We start from the raw sequence: 21388 nt of genomic DNA on the forward strand, positions 1-21388 counted from the left end.
ACTATTTTTTATTGTTTAACAACTTTGCCTGTCCCGCCCAATCGTCGCGTTGAGCGCGCCCTGGGAACCTTCCGGTTATCGAGTCCAACAAATCATACTCTTTTTTGGTCATTCTGGCGACCTGGGCATAGGTAAATATGCCTATTTCGTTCAAAGTGCGTTCCATTTCAGGACCTACACCTTTTATCTTTTTCAAATCGTCAGGTGTTTCAGTTGCTGGATCAAAAGTTCCGATGGAGCCCAACAATTCGGAAACCCCTACTTTATCACCTACGGTGGGTTTTGGTTCGCCCATCAACACATCATCTGTGATGGATTCCTTCTGACTTACCACCTTGTTGACACCTGCGGGCATTTCATACAATGGTTTTCCGGCATCCCTCAATTTCTTATAGCGTTCACCTGATGATTTCAAGATGGACTTTACTTCCGCCTGTGCAATTACCGGGAACGTTCTTGAGTACAATAGGAACAATACGAAGAAGAATCCTATGGTTCCAATAAATATTCCGATATCCACAAAGGTTGGGGAGAACATGGTCCAAGAAGAGGGCAAGTAATCCCTGTGCAATGAGGTTACGATGATCACAAAACGCTCAAACCACATTCCTATGTTTACCACAATAGATATGAAGAAAGAGAACATGATACTGGTACGCAATTTTTTGAACCACATGAACTGCGGCGAGAACACGTTACAGGTCATCATGGACCAGTATGCCCACCAGTAAGGCCCTGTAGCACGGTTCAAGAAGGCGTATTGTTCGTATTCTACTCCCGAATACCAAGCAATGAACAACTCCGTGATATAGGCACATCCTACGATGGAACCTGTAATCATGATCACAATGTTCATCAACTCAATATGTTGTACAGTGATATATGCTTCAAGGTTACACACTTTACGCATAATGATCAAAAGCGTGTTCACCATGGCAAATCCGGAGAAAATCGCACCCGCAACAAAGTAGGGCGGGAAGATGGTGGTGTGCCATCCCGGAATTACCGATGTGGCAAAGTCAAAGGATACGATGGTGTGTACAGAAAGTACCAAAGGTGTTGCCAAACCGGCCAATACCAAAGAAACTTCCTCAAAACGCTGCCAATCTTTGGCGCGACCTGTCCAACCAAAGCTCAACAGGCTGTATATTTTCTTTTGGAAGGGTTTTACCGCCCTATCACGAATCATGGCGAAGTCAGGCAACAATCCTGTCCACCAGAATACCAAGGATACGGAAAGGTAGGTTGAAATCGCAAATACGTCCCAAAGCAAGGGTGAGTTAAAGTTTACCCACAAGGAACCAAATTGATTAGGAACTGGAAGTACCCAATAAGCCAACCATGGTCTACCCATGTGAATGATCGGGAACAATCCTGCCTGGATAACTGAGAAGATGGTCATTGCCTCTGCGGAACGGTTAATCGCCATTCTCCATTTCTGTCTAAAGAGCAACAATACCGCCGAAATCAAGGTTCCTGCGTGACCAATACCTACCCACCAAACAAAGTTTGTAATATCCCAGGCCCAGTTCACGGTTCGGTTAAGACCCCAAACCCCAATACCTGTGGAAATGGTATAAATAATACATCCTAGACCCCAAAGGAATGCTATCAAAGCAATGGAGAACACTATCCACCATTGTTTGTTGGCCTTTCCCTCAACTGGAGCTGCAATATCAACAGTTACATCGTGATATCCTTTATCTCCGAGTACTAAGGGCTTTCGAATAGGTGCTTCGTAATGCGACGCCATAATTTATCTTCTAGTTACTTCTTATTATTGATTAAGCCTCGTCTGTGTTTCTTACCTTAACATGATAGAACACATTGGGTTTTGTGCCCACATGCTCCAACAAGTGGTACATTCTATCATCTTCCTTCAAATGGGCTACCTTGCTCTCCTTATCATTGATGTCTCCAAAGACCATTGCCCCGCTACTACATGCCGCTGAACAAGCAGTCTGGAACTCACCATCCTTGATAACCCTTCCATCTCGTTTAGCATCCAAGATGGTCTTTTGAGTCATTTGGATACACATGGAGCATTTTTCCATAACTCCTCTGGATCGTACATTGACATCTGGGTTGATGACCATCTTGCCCAAATCATTGTTCATGTTGAAATTGAACTCATCATTGTCGCTGTACAAGAACCAGTTGAATCGACGTACTTTATAAGGACAGTTGTTGGCACAATATCTTGTACCTACACAACGGTTGTAAGCCATATGGTTTTGACCTTGCCTACTGTGCGATGTAGCCGCAACCGGACAAACGGTCTCACAAGGTGCGTGGTTACAGTGCTGACACATAACCGGCTGGAAAGCCACTTGGGGATTGGCTGATGGGTCTTCCATTTGACGGAATCCGCCCAAAGAACCATTATCGCCCCAAAGACCGTCCATGCCCTCTTTCTTCTCATTGTCCTGCTCAAAGGTATCTTCTGAAGAGTAGTATCTATCAATACGCAACCAGTGCATATCTCGTGAGCGACGGATTTCCTGTTTTCCAACCACGGGAACGTTGTTCTCGGCATGACATGCGATCACGCACGCACCACAACCGGTACAAGCGTTCAAATCAATGGATAGATTAAAGTGGTGTCCGATAGAACGGTCAAAGCTTTCCCAAAGGTCAGCATCTGGAGATGTGACCGGAATTTCTTGATGGTTCAAGGAAACATGCGGCATGGGATTCCATTCTGCATGATCTTTGGTATTGAAGATTTCCAAGGTAGTTTCCTTGATGATATCTCCACGACCCATCAGTGTTTTTTGTTGTTGCACACAAGCAAACTCGTGTTCTCCAGCAGTCTTTTCAACTGTTACGGATTGAACATCGGAGAAATCTTTGTACAATGTATATGCATTGACACCTGTGGCCATTTCATCCTGCATTCCGGCTTTCTTTCCGTATCCGAATGAAAGTCCAACAGTACCAACAGCCTGCCCAGGCTGAACGATTACAGGAACATTATCCAACACCTTTCCATCAACGGTAAGCTTCACATAGCTACCATTCACCCCACCATTTGCCACGGTAAAGTTTTCCACGCCCCATTGTTCAGCATCAGCTTTGGAAACCGTTACATAGTTGTCCCAAGAAACCCTAGAAATAGGATCAGGGAATTCTTGCAACCATGGGTTATTGGCTTGTCGACCATCTCCCATACCCACTTTGGAGTACAACACCATTTCGGTTCCGCTACTTGTTGCGTTTACCAAAGAACGTATCGCAGAAGCTATCGGAACGATGCTTGGCTCAACTTCCTCTTCGGCGGACTCAGTGGCCGCAACCATAGGTTGTTGTTCCTCCCCTTCAACAGGAGCATCTGCGGATGGCACAAAAACACCATCCTGAAGTGCTTGGTTCCAAGAACCTCCCTGAAGGATATCGGTACTCCATGTTTCTTTCAGGTAATCGTAGTATGTTTTTTCACTGCCCATCCATGTCAGTAGTGCTGACTGAAATTGCTTGGTATCAAACAATTCCCGGATAGCAGGCTGCATCAAACTATATTGTCCTTTTTTGAATTGTGCATCACCCCAAGACTCCAAGTAGTGGGATGCCGCGGCAACATATTGTGATGCTTGCGCAGTCTCATCATTGTTGAAGGCAAAGGCAACAGAAAGATCTACTTGCCCAAGCCCTGACACAAATTCATCTGCATTTGGAAGGGTGTACACTGGATTCACTCCAGCCATGATCAAAGCACCAACACGACCTGCATTCATATCGGCAACCAACTTGGTTACTTTGGCAACATCCCCTTGACGTACATATTTTGGATTTTCTGCATCAAAAGCCTCACTGGCCAACAATTTGTTGATGGCCAATACAACAGTTTGCGCATGAACATCATTCAATCCAGAAACCACAACTGCCTTACTTCCAGCTTTCTTGATTTGGGCAGCTACATAATCAACTGCTCCATCAACATCTGAGGTACCACCACCCACATTGCTTCCATTCAACTTACCATACAATTTGGCCAAAGCAATTTTTTGTTGGGTTGGGGTCATCGGGTAACGCTTATCGGCATTGGCCCCTGTCAATGACATATTAGATTCCAACTGGATATGCTTGGACATTTTGCCGTTTTTGGGCACGCGTCCTTTGGCATATCCACTGTCATATCCTCCACCTTGCCAATCTCCCAAGAAATCAGCCCCGAAAGAGACAATCACATCCGCTTTTTCGAAATCGTAATCAGCCAAAGCACGCTCACCATAAGCAGCATTATAAGCACTTAGGGCAGCATCTTCCGAAATGGCATCGTAAACAACGTGGTTTACATTTTCACCATATTCCGCTTTGAACTCGGCAATTAATTTATCTGTTGATGGACTGGCAAAGGTCTGGGTAAGAAGCACAACTTGTTTGTTGCCTCCTTTTAAACTTCCCAATTTGGCTCGCACCGTAGCCCCCAATACTTTCCATTCAATGGGCTCACCGTTGGCCATTGGCCCTTGAACCCTCTTACTATCGTACAGCGTCAGAACGGATGCCTGAACACGGGCATTGGCCCCTCCATTAATCTTGGCATCGGTATTATTTTCGATTTTAATGGGTCGACCTTCACGGGTCTTCACCAAAATACTGGCAAAATCAAACCCATCTGCAATGGTGGTTGCATAGTAATTGGCCACACCGGGAACAATACTGTCTGGCTGCACCACATACGGAATGGATTTACGAACAGGACCTTCACAAGCTGCCATGGTAGCTGCCGCGGTACTGAATCCAACATATTTTAAGAAATCCCTTCTGTTGGTATTTGAAGCCGACAATTTCTCCTTGTCGCCCAAGAACTCATCCACGGGAATCTGTTCTGTAAATTCGTTATTTCTTAGCGCCTCAACAATGGAATCGTTCGGATTTAACTCCGCTTCGCTTTTCCAATATTTTTTGTTTGATGCCATACGATATATCTGAGATTATCTTCTTTATATTCTTAATAGTGACACTTACCACATTCCAAACCACCCATCATCGCTGCGGTCAAATTTTCAACCCCATACTTTTTGGATAGTTCCGCATGGATAGCTTCATAATATGCATTGCCAGCAACCTTAACATTGGTTTCACGGTGACAGTTGATACACCATCCCATGGTCAGTGGTGAGTGCTGCTCCACAATCTCCATTTCCTCTATGGGTCCGTGACAGGTCTGGCACTCAATTCCCGCGACGGAAACGTGCTGTGAGTGGTTGAAATAGGCAAAATCAGGGAGGTTGTGGATTCTAACCCACTCCACAGGTTGTGCCTCGCCGGTATATTTCTGGTTCTCTTCGTCCCATCCAACAGCTTTGTACAATTTCTTGATTTCTTTGGTATAGAATTCATTGGTATATCCAGAGGCCAAATCTTCTGCGGAAGGCCCTTCCGGATTTCCAGTATATTGATAGATGGACTTGTGGCAGTTCATACACACATTCAATGACGGTATGCCGGAATGTTTGGAAACCCTTGCGGAGGAATGACAGTATTTACATTCAATCCTGTTATCTCCTGCGTGGATTTTGTGTGAAAAATGGATGGGTTGCACCGGAGCGTATCCTTGATCAACCCCAACCTGCATCATCCACCCGTAAGCAAAATAGGCACTGGCCAGCAACAGAAAGATGACACTCATCAATACCAAGAACTGGTTTTGTGCAAAAGCTTTCCATAACGGCACTCGCTTTTCTGCTTTTTCTTTTTCAAGGATTACCCCATTGGCTTCAGCAATACGACGCAAGGTCTTATTGACCAAAATCAACATCACTACCAACAGACCAAACACCAATGCCAGCGCACCTAGAATTATTTCGTTGGAAATTCCACCTGAAGCAGCCCCAACCTCTCCCGTTCCAGCTGCCGCAGCAGTTGCTTGTGCAGGCGCAGATGGCGGTGCAGCGGTATAGGCCAAAATATCATCAATATCCTGATTGGACAGGGTTGGAAAAGGTGTCATGGCCGCCTGGTTGTATTCGGCATAGATTTTATTGGCATAGGCATCTCCTGAAGCAATCACCCCAGGACTGTTCTTGATCCATGCATAGAGCCATTCTTTGTCCAATCCCTCCTCTTCGGAAAGACGTTGCTCCACATTGGCCAAGGCAGGACCGGTCATTTTACGGTCCAGGGCGTGACAAGCGGCACAGTTTTGATTGAAGATCTGTTTTCCCTTCGCCGGGTCACCCCCAGCAGCATCGGCAGCAACCTCTTGGGTAGCATCCTCCGCAGTTGCGTTGGCAGCTTCCTCTTGAGCATAAAATGAAGCGGAAAAAAGTAAAAGAGAAAAACCTAAAACTTTAGAAAATAGATGGCGGTATAAAACCTTTTTCATATTATCGAAATTTCTGTCGAAATCTTTGGTATGATTCTTTCTATTGATATTGAGAGCAATAGCTTTTCACCTACCAAAATTGGTGACAAAAGTACGACATAGAGTCATTTTTTGAAATGTTAAGGTATTGATAACATCTAATTTATAAGCATTCTAAATAATAGGCGATTCACTGGTTTAGAACTTAAAGAATTACATTTGTGAAAAATAAAATTAAAAAACACCGAAATTCCATGAAAACACCCGTATTTATTGTATTTCTGACAGGGCTGGCTTTTCAACTTTCGGCACAGGAAGGTACCGTGTCCATACAGCAGGACCCCAGAATAGAGCAACTTGTAAAATTATATGCCGAGGCGAATTCCAAGGCAGAATTTTACCAAATCCAGGTAGGTTTTGGCAATTTTCAAAAAGCACAGAACCTCAAGAACCAAGTGGACATCGATTTCCCGGGATGGTACTCCAAAATAGAGTTTGAATCACCAACCTATAGGGTTCGATTGGGCAGGTTCAGAACCAAATTGGAAGCGGAACGAAAGTATTTGGAAGTCCGGAAAAAATATCCAGATGCCATGCTCTTAAAGCCGGAAAGCAGTTCCCAATAATAAAAAATCCCGCACTTGCGGGATTTTTTATATTCAACCTGTATTTGAAAAATTACAGCTTTTTCTTGACCGCAACTTCTTGGAAGGCTTCCACAATGTCTCCTTCCTTGATATCGTTATAATTCTTTATCTGAAGTCCACAATCATATCCTTTGGATACTTCTTTCACATCATCCTTAAATCGTTTCAACGAAGCCAATTCCCCAGTGTAAATTACCACACCGTCACGAATCAAGCGTACTTGCGAATTTCTAAAGACCTTACCATTGGTGACCATACAACCCGCAATGGTTCCAATTTTTGAAATCTTGAAAGTCTCCCTAATTTCTGCAGTTCCGGTAATTTCCTCTTTTATCTCTGGAGAAAGCATCCCTTCCATGGCATCCTTCAGGTCGTTGATGGCATCATAGATGATGGAGTACATTCTAATATCGATTTCCTCCTTATCAGCTACCATTCGGGCATTGCCCATTGGCCTTACGTTAAATCCTATGATGATGGCATCTGAAGCGCTGGCCAACAATACATCAGATTCTGTAATGGCGCCAACACCTTTGTGGATAATATTCACCTGAATTTCGTCTGTGGACAATTTCTGGAAGGAATCCGTCAATGCTTCCACAGAACCATCCACATCACCTTTCAATATAATATTCAACTCTTGGAAATCACCCAAAGCAATTCTTCGACCGATTTCATCCAGTGTAATATGTCGTTGTGTACGGACGGATTGCTCACGTTGCAATTGCGAACGTTTAGCTGCTATCTGCTTGGCTTCACGCTCATCCTCAAGCACGTGGAACCTATCCCCAGCCTGGGGCGCTCCATCCAACCCTAAAATTGAAATAGGTGTAGAGGGCCCTGCACTCTTCACAGTCTTTCCACGTTCATCCTGCATTGCCTTAACTTTACCACTACAGGTTCCAGCCAAGACATAATCTCCAATATTCAACGTTCCGCTTTGTACTAAAATAGTGGACACATAGCCTCGTCCTTTGTCCAAAAAGGCCTCCACTACGGCACCTGAAGCCAACTTATCTGGATTTGCCTGCAGTTCCAGCAACTCGGCTTCCAACAATACTTTTTCCAACAATTCCTTGACCCCTTGTCCAGTTTTGGCCGAAATGTCATGGGATTGGATTTTTCCACCCCAATCTTCCACCAAAAGGTTCATTTGAGCAAGACCTTCTTTGATTTTATCAGGATTAGCCGTTTGCTTATCAACTTTGTTGATAGCGAATACTATGGGAACTCCAGCGGCTTGGGCGTGACTTATGGCCTCCTTAGTCTGGGGCATGATGTCATCGTCCGCAGCAATCACCACAATGGCGATATCCGTAATTTGGGCACCACGCGCACGCATCGCCGTAAAGGCCTCGTGACCTGGGGTATCCAAGAAGGTGATTTTTTGACCATCTGGCAAGGAAACCCCGTATGCTCCGATGTGTTGGGTAATTCCACCACTCTCACCTGCAATTACATTCTCTTCACGAATATAATCCAACAAAGAGGTTTTACCGTGGTCAACGTGTCCCATAACGGTAACAATCGGCGCCCTCGATTTCAAATCTTCTGGAGCATCTTCCTCCTCCTCAATGGATTCCTCAATTTCTGCGGTGATGAATTCCACTTCATAGCCAAATTCATCAGCAACAATGGAGAGTGTTTCTGCATCCAAGCGCTGGTTCATGGTAACCATGATACCCAAGGACATACATGCCGAAATAATCTGGGTTGAGGACACATCCATCATGGTGGCAAGTTCGTTAACTGTAACAAACTCGGTAACCTTTAGGATTTTACTTTCCAGCTCCTGTTGCTCCAGGTCCTTTTCTGTCTGCTGACGGTGCTGATCCCTTTTCTCTCTTCTATATTTTGCGCCTTTACCCTTACTGGATTTTCCTTGGAGTTTTTCCAAGGTTTCGCGCACTTGCTTTTGTACTTCTTCCTCAGTAGGCTCTACCTTGGGAGCGGAACCTCGCTGTCCTCTTCTTCCTTGGCCGCCACCACCTTTATTGGGACGTCCGTTTCCAGATTGCGGACCACTTTTAACAATGCGTTTTCTACGCTTCCTTCTATCTGAGCTACTATCAGAAGAGCCACCACTTGATTTTTGCTGCTCCTCTTTCTTCTTTTTGGGCTTGTTAAACTGGGTAAGGTCAATTTTATCCCCTGTAATCTTGGGACCACTCAGCTTTTGGTATTGGGTCTTTATGGTTCCAGATTCTGGCTCGCTTTCCTTTTCTTCAGGTTTTGCTTCCTTTTTTGACTCCTTGGGTTCCTCTACCTTTTTGGGTTTGGCCTCAGCTTTTGGAGTTTCAGGTTCCTTGGCCTTAGGGGCTTCGGTCTTTTCTTCTGGTTCCTCCTCCTTTGGAGTTTCTTTTTTCTTATCCAAGTCAATTTTGCCAACAGTTTTTGGCCCGGAAAGCTCCGCTTTGGCCTTGATCACCTGTTGTTCGGCATTCTTTTTCTCCCGTGCCAACCTGCGTTCTTCCTGCTCTTGTTCCATCTGGATTCTGATGGCTTCCTTCTCCTTGCGTTTTTCTTCACCAACTTCTTTGGAAGCTACCTTTTTACTCTTATCCGTTTGAAACTCATCCAACAGGACTTGATACACTTCGTCTGTAATCTTGGTAGTGGGGCGTGCCTCTACGTCGTGTCCAACGGAGGTAAGATAGTCCACTGCCCGATCTAGTGAAATGTTCAATTCCCTGAGAACTTTATTAAGTCGTATTGTTGGGTTTCCTGCCATAAATTGTCTTACTTGCCCTAAATTTCGCTGCTAATATATAGTTTAATCTTCAAACTCTTCCTTGAGGATGCGAACGACTTCTTGGATAGTTTCCTCTTCCAAATCGGTACGCTTCACCAAGTCAGACACATCTTGCTCCAAAACGCTGCGCGCGGTATCCAATCCAATCTTCTTGAATTCATCGATCACCCAGCTTTCTATTTCATCCGAAAACTCGGTCAACTCCACATCTTCCTCAACGCCTTCACGGAACACATCAATTTCATATCCTGTTAATTGACCCGCCAATCGAATGTTATGTCCGCCTCTACCAATAGCCTTGGAAACTTCCTCTGGCTTTAGGTATACTTGGGCGGTTTTTTTCTCATCATTCAATTTCACAGACGATACCCTTGCAGGGCTCAATGCACGTGTCACCATCAATTGCGGATTGTTGGTCCAGTTGATGACATCAATATTTTCATTACCGAGTTCACGAACAATTCCGTGGATACGGGAACCTTTCATCCCCACACAAGCACCTACAGGATCAATTCTATCGTCATAGGAGTCCACTGCCACTTTTGCCTTTTCCCCAGGGATACGAACAGCTTTTTTAATGGTAATCAAACCATCGAACACCTCTGGAATCTCTTGGAAGAACAATTGCTCCAAGAAAATGGGAGAAGTTCGGGACATGATAATGGCGGGCTTGTTTCCTTTCAATTCCACGCTCTCAATGATACCTCGAACGTTGTCTCCCTTACGGAAAAAGTCAGATGGAATCTGCTTTTCCTTGGGAAGGATGATCTCATTCCCTTCGTCATCCAACAAAATAATAGCCTTATGGCGTATATGATGTACCTCAGCTGTATAAATCTCACCTTCCAAGTCCTTAAATTGCTTGTAGATGGTGGTATTATCATGCTCATGGATCTTGGAAATCAGGTTTTGGCGCAACGCCAAAATGGCCCTTCTTCCCAAATCTATCAATTTTACCTCTTCAGAAACATCTTCGCCCACTTCAAAATCGGGCTCAATTTTTCTGGCCTCAGACAACGAGATTTCTTCATTGGGTTCTTCCACTTCACCATCTTCGACCACCACACGGTTTCTCCAAATCTCCAAATCCCCTTTATCTGGGTTGATGATGATATCAAAGTTATCATCGGAACCAAATTTTTTCTTGAGTGCATTTCGGAACACATCTTCCAAAATGGCCATAAGGGTCACCCTGTCAATAAACTTATCGTCCTTAAACTCCGAAAAGGATTCGATGAGCGCTAGGTTTTCCATTTTTGATCTACAATTAAAATTTTAATATCACTTTTGCTTGTTGAATGTCAGAATATGCAATTTCCTGCTTCTTCTGCACGGTAACTTTTCCTTTACCCACTGGTTTGGGCTCACGGGCCTTCCACTCCAAGGTAATACTATTTTCCGAAGCCTGGGTCAAGGTGCCTTCCAATTCCTCAGCCTCTGTCCTAACCTTTATTTTTCTTCCAATATTCTTATGGTACTGACGCGGTAACAGTAGTGGCGATGTAGCTCCCGCAGAGGTGACTTCCAAGGAAAAGTCTTCTTTTTCACGATCCAAATTGTGCTCAATGGCCCTACTGATGTCCATGCAATCCTGAAGATTGACACCTGTATCCCCATCCAAAATCACTCTGATGTTGTTATCTCCGCCCACCGTAAAATCTATCAGAAACAACGATGGATGCTCCTCCAAAGCCTTGTCTAACAGCGACTTCACTCTCTCCTTAAACATAAGAATTCAGTAATAAAAGAGGGGACCTAAGTCCCCTCATGAATACTTTTATATCCGTTCAGTGGTGCAAATATACGACAATTAATACAGGATGTGCAACCTAAGTCAAACAAAACTCATTTTGCCCCAGTATTTTAGTGAAAATGCACTGCCAAACTCTAGAGAATCCGGGTTAATTCAACCTCATTATCATTCTACTACAAAACTGAGCAGCAAGAAACATTACAAATCATGGGTTAAACATCCCTATTCCCCAATTTCACAACAAATATTTTCCAATGCCTAATATGAAGGTAGTTTTGCATATAAATCAATGTAGAACATGACCTCAACTTTGTTCACTGAGGAGATAGCACCAAGAATTTCCAAAGGCCACAAGGCACTTTTGGTATTCTTCTTATGGGGGACTTTCCTTTCTTTTTCGCAGACCACCCTTTGGAGCGAGAATTTCACTTATGACAATAATACTTCAAGCGGAACAGCAACAGGTGCGTCGGCTTCAGGCTGGACCACAAATCTTGGTAACAGACTATCTGTAAGGAACAATACATTGAGGGGAAGGAATTTGGATGCCGAAGGCACTTGGGCAACAAATCCCATTAGTATTAGCGGGTATGACTTTGTAAGTTTCAGCATGGACACATGGGTAGATGATGAAGATGAAATGGACAATGGAAGTGATTATTTCATTGGACAATACCGAATAGATAGTGGATCATGGCAAGAATTTGTGAATGTATCCGGATCGGACTCTGACCCCTTGGACCCTTCTTATACCGTAAATCTGCCCATTTCTGGAAATTCCACATTGGAAATCAGAGTGCGAATGCTCAATCATGATAATGACGAACAATACTTTATTGATAATGTACTGGTGACTGGAGTTTCGGGAATATGTAATGGCGAGGTGGACTTTGAGTTTTATGACAGCTCTCCCTCTGGCAACACTGTTGACAACATCCCAACTTCTGGTGCTTTGGGCACTGGAACCTATACCAGTTTTGATGTAGATGCCCTGCAAAATTTAATAGATCCTGGCGATACCAACCAATTTAGCATTCGATATGATGGTTATATCCAAATAGACACAGAAGGTTCATATACCTTTTATACCTCTTCGGATGATGGATCTAAGCTCTATATTGATGGCGTTCAGGTTGTAGATAATGACGGAGCTCACAGCAACCAAGAAAGATCTGGAACTGTAACACTAACCGCAGGGCTGCACGATATACGAGTGCTCTTTTTTGAAAATAGTGGTGGTGAAACCTTGACCGTTCAGTACCAAGGCCCTTCCATCTCCAAACAGAACATTCCTTTTTCCATACTTTATTCCAATTGTAGTACTCCTATGGCCGATTTGGACGGTGATGGCATTGAGGACAGTGCGGATGTTGATGATGATAATGACGGTATTTTAGATACCGACGAATGTGGTAGCTTAGGAGGAAATTACGTGCAAACAGCTACAAATCTTGCCCATTTTAGCAATCCATCCAACGCAGAAGGAAGCCCGGGAACTACTTATGCCTCCAATCCACCAAGTACTTACCCAGGAAGCAGTTCCAGAATTTTGCTGCGCTTCCCGGAAGTATTGGCCGTTGGCACTTCGGTCAGTGTTTTTCTAGGAGCAGACCCTGCGGTAACGGACACCGATATGCAATTGCAACGCTCAACAGCTGCCGGAGGTAATAATGGATGGATAGCCAATGCTGACAATGTTACTCCCGGTTCCATACAAGAAATCACATTCACGGTTAGTGGCAGTGGTTTGGAATACCTCAGAATAGAAGCCTACCAAGCTGGGGCCAGGGTGTATGGTGCCACGTATGGTGGAGCTGTGGATTGTACCACCGTGGATACCGACGGTGATGGAATCCCCAACTACCAAGATTTGGACAGCGACGGGGACGGCATCCCAGACAATGTGGAAGCCCAAACTTCATTAGGATATACGGCACCATCAGGCTCTGATTCGGATAATGATGGTTTGGACAACGCTTATGAGTCTAGTGGAATTTCCCCTGTAGACTCAGATTCAGATGGTACTCCCGACTTTATGGATACAGATAGCGACAATGATGGCACTAACGACACCAGCGAAGCAGCCTTGACCCTTTCCGGAACAGATAGCGACGGGGACGGTTTGGATAACGCTATAGATACCACAACCGGGTATGGTGATCCAGGGGGAGATATAGACAATCCGTTGAACACCACAGGGGGGACACTTATGCTTCCTGACTCTGATGGCGATGTGGCCTCTGGCGGTGATTTGGATTTTAGGGACGATACTGTTGACGATGACGAACCACCGTCAATTACAGCCACGGGCGATCAAGAATTCTGTCCCGGAAATGCCATTGCCATTGTGGAAAGTGTTTCCATTGAAGATCCGGATGATACCACTTTGGATGCCGTCTATATTCAAATTTCATCAAACTATGATGTTTCCGGTGATGTTTTAAGCCTCACAGGGACGCACCCCAATATTACTTCAAGCTGGGATGTTTCCGAAGGAAGGTTAACCCTGACTGGGCCAACAACTTTGGCAGAATTCGAAGCAGCCGTAGCCGCTGTTGAATTCCAAACCACAGCAACAGTAACATCAGGCGATACCCGTACCTTTTCAATTGTTTTGAATGAGGCCAACTACTTGGAATCAACCGGGCATTATTACGAATATGTGCCCTCTTTAGGCATTACCTGGACCAACGCGCGTGATGCAGCTGCCTTGCGAACCTTTTATGGCTTACAAGGCTATTTGGCCACTATTTCCATTCAGGATGAATCCGATCTTTTGGGTTCTCAGGCGCCAGGCGCTGGATGGATAGGAGCCAGCGATGCTGCTTTGGAAGGCGATTGGTACTGGGTAACCGGACCCGAGGCGGGAACCCTGTTCTGGCGTGGAACTGCAGGAGGAACCGCTTTTGCCTATGAATTCTGGAATGGTGGGGAGCCCAATAATAGTGGCGATGAAGATTATGCCCATATTACGGCTCCAGGTGTAGGTTTGCCCGGATCATGGAACGACCTTTCCAACACTGGAGCGGGTAGCGGAGACTATCAACCTAAAGGATATTTAGTAGAGTATGGTGGTATGCCGGGAGACCCACCGTATCCCAATTTAGCAGCCACTACAACCATTACCGTGGATTATACAGATCCAACTGCAACGGCTCCTTCGCCAGTCACGGTGTATTGTAACGCAGATATTCCCGCAGCCGATGTTTCCAGCATTACGGATGAAGCGGATAATTGCGACCCAAGCCCTACCGTAACTTTTATTAGTGATGTGAGTGATGGAGGCACCAATCCAGAGACCATTACCCGAACGTATCGGATTACGGATGCCTCTGGCAATTCATTGGATGTTTACCAATTTATCACCGTAACGCCTTTTACCATAACATCACAACCAACCGACCAAAATTTGGTGGTTGGCAACAACGGAACCTTTTCGGTGACTACAAACGGCGCCGACACCTACCAATGGGAAGTAAGCACCAACGGGGGAGGTTCTTTTGCGACCATTACGGATGGGGCCGAATATTCAGGAACGCAAACGGCCACACTGACGGTGACCAGTCCAGATATGGATAAAAATGGCTATATCTATCGCGTGCAGGTTTCCAATTCAGGATCTACCTGTGGGGATTTAACCTCCAATGAAGCCACATTGAGCCTTACCGTTGGTACCGTGATTACCAACCGTAGAATTACCTATAGAGTGAATAAAAATTAACATAGATAGACATACAACCAAACCAATACTATGGGAAGCCCTGCAAATTTGCAGGGTTTTCTTTTTTCATCTCACTCTTGCTTCTCTTCAATCCGATTACATTTTGAAATAATGGTACATTTGAAAGAGAAGTGCAAATACATAAAAGTAACCCTTTACATCGATACCATTCTGCTTTGGGTGTATATAGATGGATTTTATATCTATATAAACAAGTTAGCTGCAAGCTGAAAACACATCATTATGAAGCTTATAATTACATTAATATTACTACTCGCTTTTGTTGGTTGTAAACAGAAAACAGACCAAAAGGGAAATGCCAATCCATCGAATATCGTTGAAAAGGTCAATCCTGTAAAAGAACGTTTTGCCAAAATGGAGGCCGACGCCCTAAAAGAATCTTATGTTGGAATTTTTACAGAAAAGGGAGATTCGACAGGTTTATTTCAAATTCGTTCTACTGGAGTTTCAACTTTACCAATTCAAAAAGCCGCTGAAAATTTTTTAAATGGCTTATCACCTTCACAACTTCAAACCACAACTTTTGACATAAATGATGAGGAATGGAGGAAATGGTGTAACGTAGACAATGGAATATATGACAGACAAGGAGTTAGCATCAAAGAATTAAATGAAATTCAGAAGAAAGATGCTTTTAAATTAATTCAAGAGTCATTAAGTGCCAAGGGACTTAAACTGAGTAAGGACATTATGAAGACTGACCAAACTCTTAAAGAACTAAATAGTGGTTCATCGGATTATGATGAAGAATTGTATTTCTTTACTATTATGGGAAAACCTTCAAGTATCGAACCTTGGGGCTGGCAATTGGATGGACATCATTTAGTTATTAATTATTTTATTTTAGGAGACCAAGTTGTAATGTCACCAGTTTTTATGGGTGGAGAACCAATAATCACCACCTCTGGAAAATATAAAGGAAATACCCTATTTCAAGACGAACAGAATTTTGGATTAGCCTTAATGCAATTCCTGACATTAGAGCAACAGAAGGAGGCTACAATTTCAAATATAAAAACTGGCAATAACAATGTTGCTGAAGCCAATAAAGATAATTTAACGCTCAATTATGAAGGGATTCAGGTCTCAAAGTTTTCCAATGAACAAAGACAAAAACTATTGGACTTGATTTATTTGTACATAAGCAATATGCGAGAGGGACACGATAAAGTTAAAATGGAAGAGGTTATCGCACATATAGATAACACTTGGTTTTCTTGGGTTGGAAAAACTAATGAGAATGCTGTATTTTATTATCGAATTCACAGTCCAGTTGTACTTATTGAATTTGACCATCAGAGAGTAGTCGGAGTTCCAAACGCAGATGACGGAAAACCGTCAAGAAATCATATCCATACAGTTGTTAGGACACCAAATGGGAATGATTATGGAAAAGATTTATTGAAACAACATAAAGAAAAACATCATCATTAAAAATAAAAGCCAGCAGCTAACAATGGCTATAAGTAATTGCTTGTTCTCGCCTACTTCTGAAAATCCTCGCGGATTTTCAGTTTGGTATGTACTTGCAAAGTTAAGTGCTAACCCCATGCAACTTCTCATAGCCGTGACCGTTACCCAAACCCAGACTCATCATCATGACAAAAACCTTTAAAATACGCTCCAATCAAAAAAATCACCTTGTTTTTTTAGCATTCACCCTGTTGTTGATTGCAGGTGCTTGCCGTTCCAAAAATCAGAAAACAGAAGGCCCTAATACATCCAAAGAAGATAATCTTTATTTGGGCCAAAAACCGCCTGGCTCCACCCCAGAGCCTTTTGCTCCGGGAATAGTGACTTCAGAAGATTGGGAGGTGAGTGGTGTCTTTACACCCGACCTAAACGAATTTTATTTTATTCGACGGGATGCGAACAAGGAAAAACAAGAAATGGTCACCCTTACCAACAAAGATGGCCAATGGCATGAAACGGCCACTGCTCCCCGTAGGGGACAACCCTTTTTCTCTTCGGATGGAGAGACCCTATATTTGAGCAGTTGGCACAGAAAGCGCACAGAAACTGGTGAATGGTCCGAAATGGAAGCTCTCACTTCACCCTTTGATACCTTACCAACCATGCGTCTTTCCGTATCGGACAAGGGAACCTATTTTTTTGATGAGTTTAAACCGGATATTACAGGTGATATTTGGTATTCGCAATTTATTGATGGAAAGCACGAAGAACCAAAACGTCTTCCCAACACCATCAATACTGGCAAAAGTTTCCACCCCTTCATCGCTCCAGATGAGTCCTATCTTATTTTTGATAGCGAGAGAGAGGGCGGTTATGGCGATTCTGATATTTATATCAGCTTCCGGCAGTCAGATGGCTCATGGGACAATCCCATTAATTTAGGGGACAAAATAAATACGGAAGCATGGGAGGCCTGCGCCAGCATTACACCAGATGGAAAATACCTTTTTTTCAATAGAACCGTTGGCCCCGCTGCAAATGAAAATGATGGTTACGAAAATGTAGATATCTTTTGGGTGGATGCTGGATTTATTGAAAACCTCAGGAATAAATAAGCCCATCATCAGCATTTAAGAAAGGAAACAATCAAAAATAAGCACTGTTATACATGAACCATAAAGCAATCAAGCTCTTTTTGCGGCTTGCACTATCATTAGGATTTCTATCCGCAGTTGCGGACCGATTTGGGATGTGGGACGAAGAAATTTCGGTTTGGGGGAATTGGGAAAATTTCTTGGGCTATACAGAATTGATCAACCCCTGGGTTCCCGATTCCATAATTCCGGCCATTGGAACCTTGGCAACGGCAGCGGAAGTTATTTTTGCCATCTTCTTGATTATCGGATTTAAAACAGAATTGTTTGCGAAATTGAGCGGGTTTCTCCTTTTGTTATTTGCCTTCTCCATGACTTTTTCAACCGGAATAAAAGGCGCATTTGATTATTCCGTATTCAGCGCTGCAGCGGCGGCTTTTGCCTTAAGTCTTATGAAAGAAAAATATTTGGAATTGGACACCCTTATTTTTAAACCCAAAAACTAAAGATTTACCATATAGTGTTGTTCCCGTCTTCTTCTAAAAAATTCCTGAATGAAACAATCTATAATACATATTGCTTTGGTGGTAAAAGACTACGATGAAGCCATTGAATTTTATACCAAAAAGCTCAATTTTAACTTGCTAGAAGATACGTACCAACCCGAACAGGACAAAAGATGGGTGGTTGTGGCCCCGCCTAATTCCACTGGGACAACAATCTTGCTCGCAAGGGCATCAAAACCAGAACAAGAGCAATTTATAGGCAACCAATCGGGAGGAAGGGTCTTTCTGTTTTTGCATACTGATGATTTTTGGAGGGATTACAACGAAATGAAATCCAAGGAAATTGAATTTGTTAGGGACCCGAAAGAAGCAGAATATGGAACAGTGGCCGTTTTCAAGGATCTCTATGGCAACCTGTGGGATTTATTGGAACTGAATTCTGACCACCCTATGCTAAAAAGAATATAATGAGCAATATCAGTTCCCAAGGGCTGGTCTATGTATTCTAGTAATGCAAGAAACCATGTTTAGAAAAAAGATTAAGCCGCTTGAATTAAGTATCTTACGGTCCAAACACATAGAAACGAAAAACAAACAACCATGAAACCGCTAACCCTGTTAGACCACAAAATACCACTTACACTGGGAGCCTTGGCATTGACCCTTGCCCTGATTATTGTGGAATATTTGAACGGAGGCGTTATTACCCATCATTTACTGGCAGATGATAATTTACCAGGGGTTTCCAACTGGTGGGGACTTGTTACTGTCCCGTTAGCAACCTATGTGGTGGTTACTTTACTTCAAAAAAGACGAAATAAGACAACCTCCTATAACGACTCAAATGGGATTTTGTACCGATTTTTTGGCGCACTTACCTTGGGTATTGCAATGTGCATTTTATGGGCATTTGGACTTGTGGAAATAATGCAATATTTAATAGTGTTGCCTGTGGTCATCGCGTTGTTCCGACCCGTCTATTTGCCCGAATGCTTTTTAGGGTTTGTATATGGAATGCTGCACACTTTTGGTGGCATATTGCCCATACTTATAGGTCTGGTTTTAACAATATTATGCTTCATAGCCTATAAAGGTATCCGGGGAGGAATATTGTTTCTGGTCTCCAAAATTTAAGCACCTTATTCATAACCTGGTTGGTAAAAACATACAAAAATCCAATGAACAAATTTCTTATTCTCTTGGGAGCCATTATAGTTGTGGTTTCTTGCAAAAGTGACAAAACGGTCCTTACTCTTTCCAACGGAATCCATATTTCAAATGTGCACATCATAACATCCGAAGATGGCACCTACTCCCCTTATGTGGGTCATGTTGTTACAGAAGAAGGTAAAATCATCTATGTTGGGGAAGAAGAGCCCACTATCAACGGAAGTTTTGAAAGCATTGATGGGACAGGGAAGTTTTTGATTCCCGGATTAATAGATAGCCACACCCATATTACCGAAGTGCAAGGCATGCTTCCATACCAAATGGAAGCCCATGGAGAACTGGCGGAGGCGTTCATCGCACAAATGCCCAAAAGTTATCTCTATTTTGGATTTACAACCCTGATCAATCTGGGTGGAATATCAGAAAAACAAATTTCAGACTTTAATAGCCAACCCCTACACCCCGATCTATACCATACCGGAAGATCAGGGGCGTCCGTGGCAAATGGCTATCCCATGAATTTTGCTCCTGAAGAGTTCCGTTTTGATGGAGCACCAAACTTCATCTATTTGGAAAGCGAAGCAGATAATATTCCTGATAAATTCAATCCTAGCGACCATACGCCAAAAGCTGTGGTGGAGCGCATCAAAAAGTCTGGTGGCATCGCCGTAAAATCCTATTACGAGTCCGGGTTTAGGGGAATGCCAAAACTACCCGTTCCAACCAAACAGATCATGAACGATTTAATGGAAAACACCCACAAGAATGGAATGGTGTTGACGGTTCATGGAAATTCATTGGAAGCCCATTCCTTCCTAACCGATGTGGGAGTTGATGTTATTGCCCATGGCATGTGGAACTGGGGCGAATACAGAAATGTTCCGTCAGATTCGTTGCCTGACGAAGTTAAAAACGTGTTGGACCTGCAAATTCAGAAGCAAATTGGTTACACCCCAACGCTCACCGTTCTTGCTGGTGAGGAAGCATTGGCGGACTTCCTGTTTCTGAACGACCCCCAACTCAAAAAAGTAGTGCCGCATAAACTATTGGAGTGGTATGCAACTGAAGAGGGACAATGGTTTGCCAAAGAGCTTTTTTCAGAACTTCCTACGGAAGAAGTGCATAAAATCTATGGCGGTATCCAGGCACAGGCCATGCTGGCACTTAAATACTTGTCTGATAATAATGGGCGTATCCTATTTGGTACGGATACCCCTTCTGCCCCAACCTATGGAAATCAACCTGGACACAATGGATATTGGGAGCTCAAATTGATGAAAGAAGCCGGTATGCCCTTAGATCAAATATTGGCCTCGGCCACTATCAACAATGCCCAAGCTTTTGCATTGGATTCTGTGGGATCCATTGCCGTTGGAAAAAAGGCCCACATGTTGCTTCTGTCAAAAAATCCATTGCAAGATATAGAAGCCTATAATGCCATTGAGAAACTATTTGTAAGGGATACGGTGGTGGAGCGAGAAGATTTGTCGGTAAACTAAAAGAGATTTGTGTTTTATCTGATTTCGAGTCAGTTAGCAAAAGTATTTTGAAAGTCCTAAACACTCCTCGGCTTACTCATTCCCCTAACTTTAAAAAAAGTGCGGGCATGGTTTCAGGATCTAAGGCTTCCATGTCCACCAATTGCAGCGATTTTACCATGTGCTTCGTGCTTGTCTTGTAGTGTATAAAATGTGGTGATTGCAAATGTGATTGGTAAGCTTCTTCACTGGCATAGATTTCCAATAGCCTAATTTGGTTCGGATTGTCCTGTTGGAACATCGGGTAAATACAAATAACCCCGGGTTCCAACCGTACCGAAGCTTCCGCTTCTTCTTTTAAAATAGCCACATAGTCGTCCCGAAATTCTGGGACAATTTCAATCTCGGCAATACGGACCATCATACGATCATAATCTACCTCAGTCTCATTTATATGACCCCGGTTGCACGAACCCAATAGAAGAATTGTCAGTATAGTGAGTAAGCCAAGTTTTTTCATATT

General features: G+C 43.5%; 15 protein-coding genes. 8 read left to right on the forward strand and 7 right to left on the reverse strand.

Going from position 1 to position 21388, the window contains the following annotated elements:
• Position 1 precedes the first annotated feature (1 nt).
• From nrfD to ACFOWS_RS01430, 3 genes are read right to left on the reverse strand one after another with little or no spacing between them, the layout of a single operon-like run.
• Entirely contained in the window at positions 2–1753 is a 1752-nt protein-coding gene (gene nrfD / locus ACFOWS_RS01420; RefSeq protein ID WP_366585026.1) for an NrfD/PsrC family molybdoenzyme membrane anchor subunit, read from the reverse strand.
• Positions 1754–1784: 31 nt separating this feature from the next.
• Positions 1785–4922 carry a TAT-variant-translocated molybdopterin oxidoreductase gene (locus ACFOWS_RS01425; RefSeq protein WP_379762140.1) on the reverse strand — a complete coding sequence of 1046 codons (3138 nt, stop codon included), beginning with the start codon at positions 4920–4922 and terminating at the stop codon, positions 1785–1787.
• 32 nt (positions 4923–4954) lie between these two features.
• Complete coding sequence (locus ACFOWS_RS01430; protein WP_379762141.1) at positions 4955–6331, reverse strand: c-type cytochrome; 1377 nt, start codon at positions 6329–6331, stop codon at positions 4955–4957.
• Positions 6332–6564: 233 nt separating this feature from the next.
• Between ACFOWS_RS01430 and ACFOWS_RS01435 the strand changes: the two genes are divergently transcribed.
• A complete protein-coding gene (locus ACFOWS_RS01435) occupies positions 6565–6936 on the forward strand; it encodes an SPOR domain-containing protein (RefSeq protein ID WP_379762142.1) in 372 nt (123 codons plus the stop codon).
• 52 nt (positions 6937–6988) lie between these two features.
• On the opposite strand, the gene infB is transcribed toward ACFOWS_RS01435, so the two are convergent.
• From infB to rimP, 3 genes are read right to left on the reverse strand one after another with little or no spacing between them, the layout of a single operon-like run.
• On the reverse strand, positions 6989–9688 hold the full coding sequence (gene infB / locus ACFOWS_RS01440; RefSeq protein WP_379762143.1) for a translation initiation factor IF-2: 2700 nt from the start codon (positions 9686–9688) through the stop codon (positions 6989–6991).
• 42 nt (positions 9689–9730) lie between these two features.
• Positions 9731–10963 carry a transcription termination factor NusA gene (gene nusA, locus ACFOWS_RS01445; RefSeq protein ID WP_366585036.1) on the reverse strand — a complete coding sequence of 411 codons (1233 nt, stop codon included), beginning with the start codon at positions 10961–10963 and terminating at the stop codon, positions 9731–9733.
• A gap of 13 nt (positions 10964–10976) precedes the next feature.
• Positions 10977–11438, reverse strand: a complete 462-nt coding sequence (rimP, locus tag ACFOWS_RS01450) for a ribosome assembly cofactor RimP (RefSeq protein WP_379762145.1) — start codon at positions 11436–11438, stop codon at positions 10977–10979.
• A 322-nt stretch (positions 11439–11760) separates the two neighbouring features.
• On the opposite strand from rimP, the gene ACFOWS_RS01455 reads away from it, so the two are divergent.
• The 7 genes from ACFOWS_RS01455 to ACFOWS_RS01485 all read left to right on the forward strand — a co-directional run bounded on the left by ACFOWS_RS01455 (position 11761) and on the right by ACFOWS_RS01485 (position 20886).
• Positions 11761–15183 carry a PA14 domain-containing protein gene (locus tag ACFOWS_RS01455; protein ID WP_379762146.1) on the forward strand — a complete coding sequence of 1141 codons (3423 nt, stop codon included), beginning with the start codon at positions 11761–11763 and terminating at the stop codon, positions 15181–15183.
• Between the two features lie 243 nt (positions 15184–15426).
• On the forward strand, positions 15427–16638 hold the full coding sequence (locus ACFOWS_RS01460) for a DUF3500 domain-containing protein (RefSeq protein ID WP_379762147.1): 1212 nt from the start codon (positions 15427–15429) through the stop codon (positions 16636–16638).
• Positions 16639–16802: 164 nt separating this feature from the next.
• A complete protein-coding gene (locus tag ACFOWS_RS01465) occupies positions 16803–17732 on the forward strand; it encodes a hypothetical protein (protein ID WP_379762148.1) in 930 nt (309 codons plus the stop codon).
• Between the two features lie 53 nt (positions 17733–17785).
• Positions 17786–18217, forward strand: coding sequence for a DoxX family protein (locus ACFOWS_RS01470; protein ID WP_379762149.1), 432 nt, complete (start codon positions 17786–17788; stop codon positions 18215–18217).
• A 48-nt stretch (positions 18218–18265) separates the two neighbouring features.
• The gene (locus ACFOWS_RS01475) at positions 18266–18685 is read left to right on the forward strand and encodes a VOC family protein (RefSeq protein WP_366585051.1); all 420 of its coding nucleotides are present in this window, start codon (positions 18266–18268) and stop codon (positions 18683–18685) included.
• 132 nt (positions 18686–18817) lie between these two features.
• Positions 18818–19351: a hypothetical protein gene (locus ACFOWS_RS01480; RefSeq protein ID WP_379762150.1), complete on the forward strand. Its 534-nt coding sequence runs from the start codon at positions 18818–18820 to the stop codon at positions 19349–19351.
• Positions 19352–19395: 44 nt separating this feature from the next.
• Positions 19396–20886, forward strand: coding sequence for an amidohydrolase family protein (locus tag ACFOWS_RS01485; RefSeq protein WP_379762151.1), 1491 nt, complete (start codon positions 19396–19398; stop codon positions 20884–20886).
• A 76-nt stretch (positions 20887–20962) separates the two neighbouring features.
• On the opposite strand, the gene ACFOWS_RS01490 is transcribed toward ACFOWS_RS01485, so the two are convergent.
• On the reverse strand, positions 20963–21385 hold the full coding sequence (locus ACFOWS_RS01490) for a putative quinol monooxygenase (protein WP_379762152.1): 423 nt from the start codon (positions 21383–21385) through the stop codon (positions 20963–20965).
• Between the last annotated feature and the right edge of the window lie 3 nt (positions 21386–21388).

It is taken from the genome of Flagellimonas marina (genome assembly GCF_042651185.1).
In the GTDB taxonomy this organism is placed as follows: domain Bacteria; phylum Bacteroidota; class Bacteroidia; order Flavobacteriales; family Flavobacteriaceae; genus Flagellimonas; species Flagellimonas marina.

What these genes read in the sequence shown, in the direction of transcription:
- nrfD (WP_366585026.1), bottom strand. Translation starts at nt 1,753, where the DNA reads ATGGCGTCGCATTACGAAGCACCTATTCGAAAGCCCTTAGTACTCGGA.
- ACFOWS_RS01425 (WP_379762140.1), bottom strand. Translation starts at nt 4,922, where the DNA reads ATGGCATCAAACAAAAAATATTGGAAAAGCGAAGCGGAGTTAAATCCG.
- ACFOWS_RS01430 (WP_379762141.1), bottom strand. Translation starts at nt 6,331, where the DNA reads ATGAAAAAGGTTTTATACCGCCATCTATTTTCTAAAGTTTTAGGTTTT.
- ACFOWS_RS01435 (WP_379762142.1), top strand. Translation starts at nt 6,565, where the DNA reads ATGAAAACACCCGTATTTATTGTATTTCTGACAGGGCTGGCTTTTCAA.
- infB (WP_379762143.1), bottom strand. Translation starts at nt 9,688, where the DNA reads ATGGCAGGAAACCCAACAATACGACTTAATAAAGTTCTCAGGGAATTG.
- nusA (WP_366585036.1), bottom strand. Translation starts at nt 10,963, where the DNA reads ATGGAAAACCTAGCGCTCATCGAATCCTTTTCGGAGTTTAAGGACGAT.
- rimP (WP_379762145.1), bottom strand. Translation starts at nt 11,438, where the DNA reads ATGTTTAAGGAGAGAGTGAAGTCGCTGTTAGACAAGGCTTTGGAGGAG.
- ACFOWS_RS01455 (WP_379762146.1), top strand. Translation starts at nt 11,761, where the DNA reads ATGACCTCAACTTTGTTCACTGAGGAGATAGCACCAAGAATTTCCAAA.
- ACFOWS_RS01460 (WP_379762147.1), top strand. Translation starts at nt 15,427, where the DNA reads ATGAAGCTTATAATTACATTAATATTACTACTCGCTTTTGTTGGTTGT.
- ACFOWS_RS01465 (WP_379762148.1), top strand. Translation starts at nt 16,803, where the DNA reads ATGACAAAAACCTTTAAAATACGCTCCAATCAAAAAAATCACCTTGTT.
- ACFOWS_RS01470 (WP_379762149.1), top strand. Translation starts at nt 17,786, where the DNA reads ATGAACCATAAAGCAATCAAGCTCTTTTTGCGGCTTGCACTATCATTA.
- ACFOWS_RS01475 (WP_366585051.1), top strand. Translation starts at nt 18,266, where the DNA reads ATGAAACAATCTATAATACATATTGCTTTGGTGGTAAAAGACTACGAT.
- ACFOWS_RS01480 (WP_379762150.1), top strand. Translation starts at nt 18,818, where the DNA reads ATGAAACCGCTAACCCTGTTAGACCACAAAATACCACTTACACTGGGA.
- ACFOWS_RS01485 (WP_379762151.1), top strand. Translation starts at nt 19,396, where the DNA reads ATGAACAAATTTCTTATTCTCTTGGGAGCCATTATAGTTGTGGTTTCT.
- ACFOWS_RS01490 (WP_379762152.1), bottom strand. Translation starts at nt 21,385, where the DNA reads ATGAAAAAACTTGGCTTACTCACTATACTGACAATTCTTCTATTGGGT.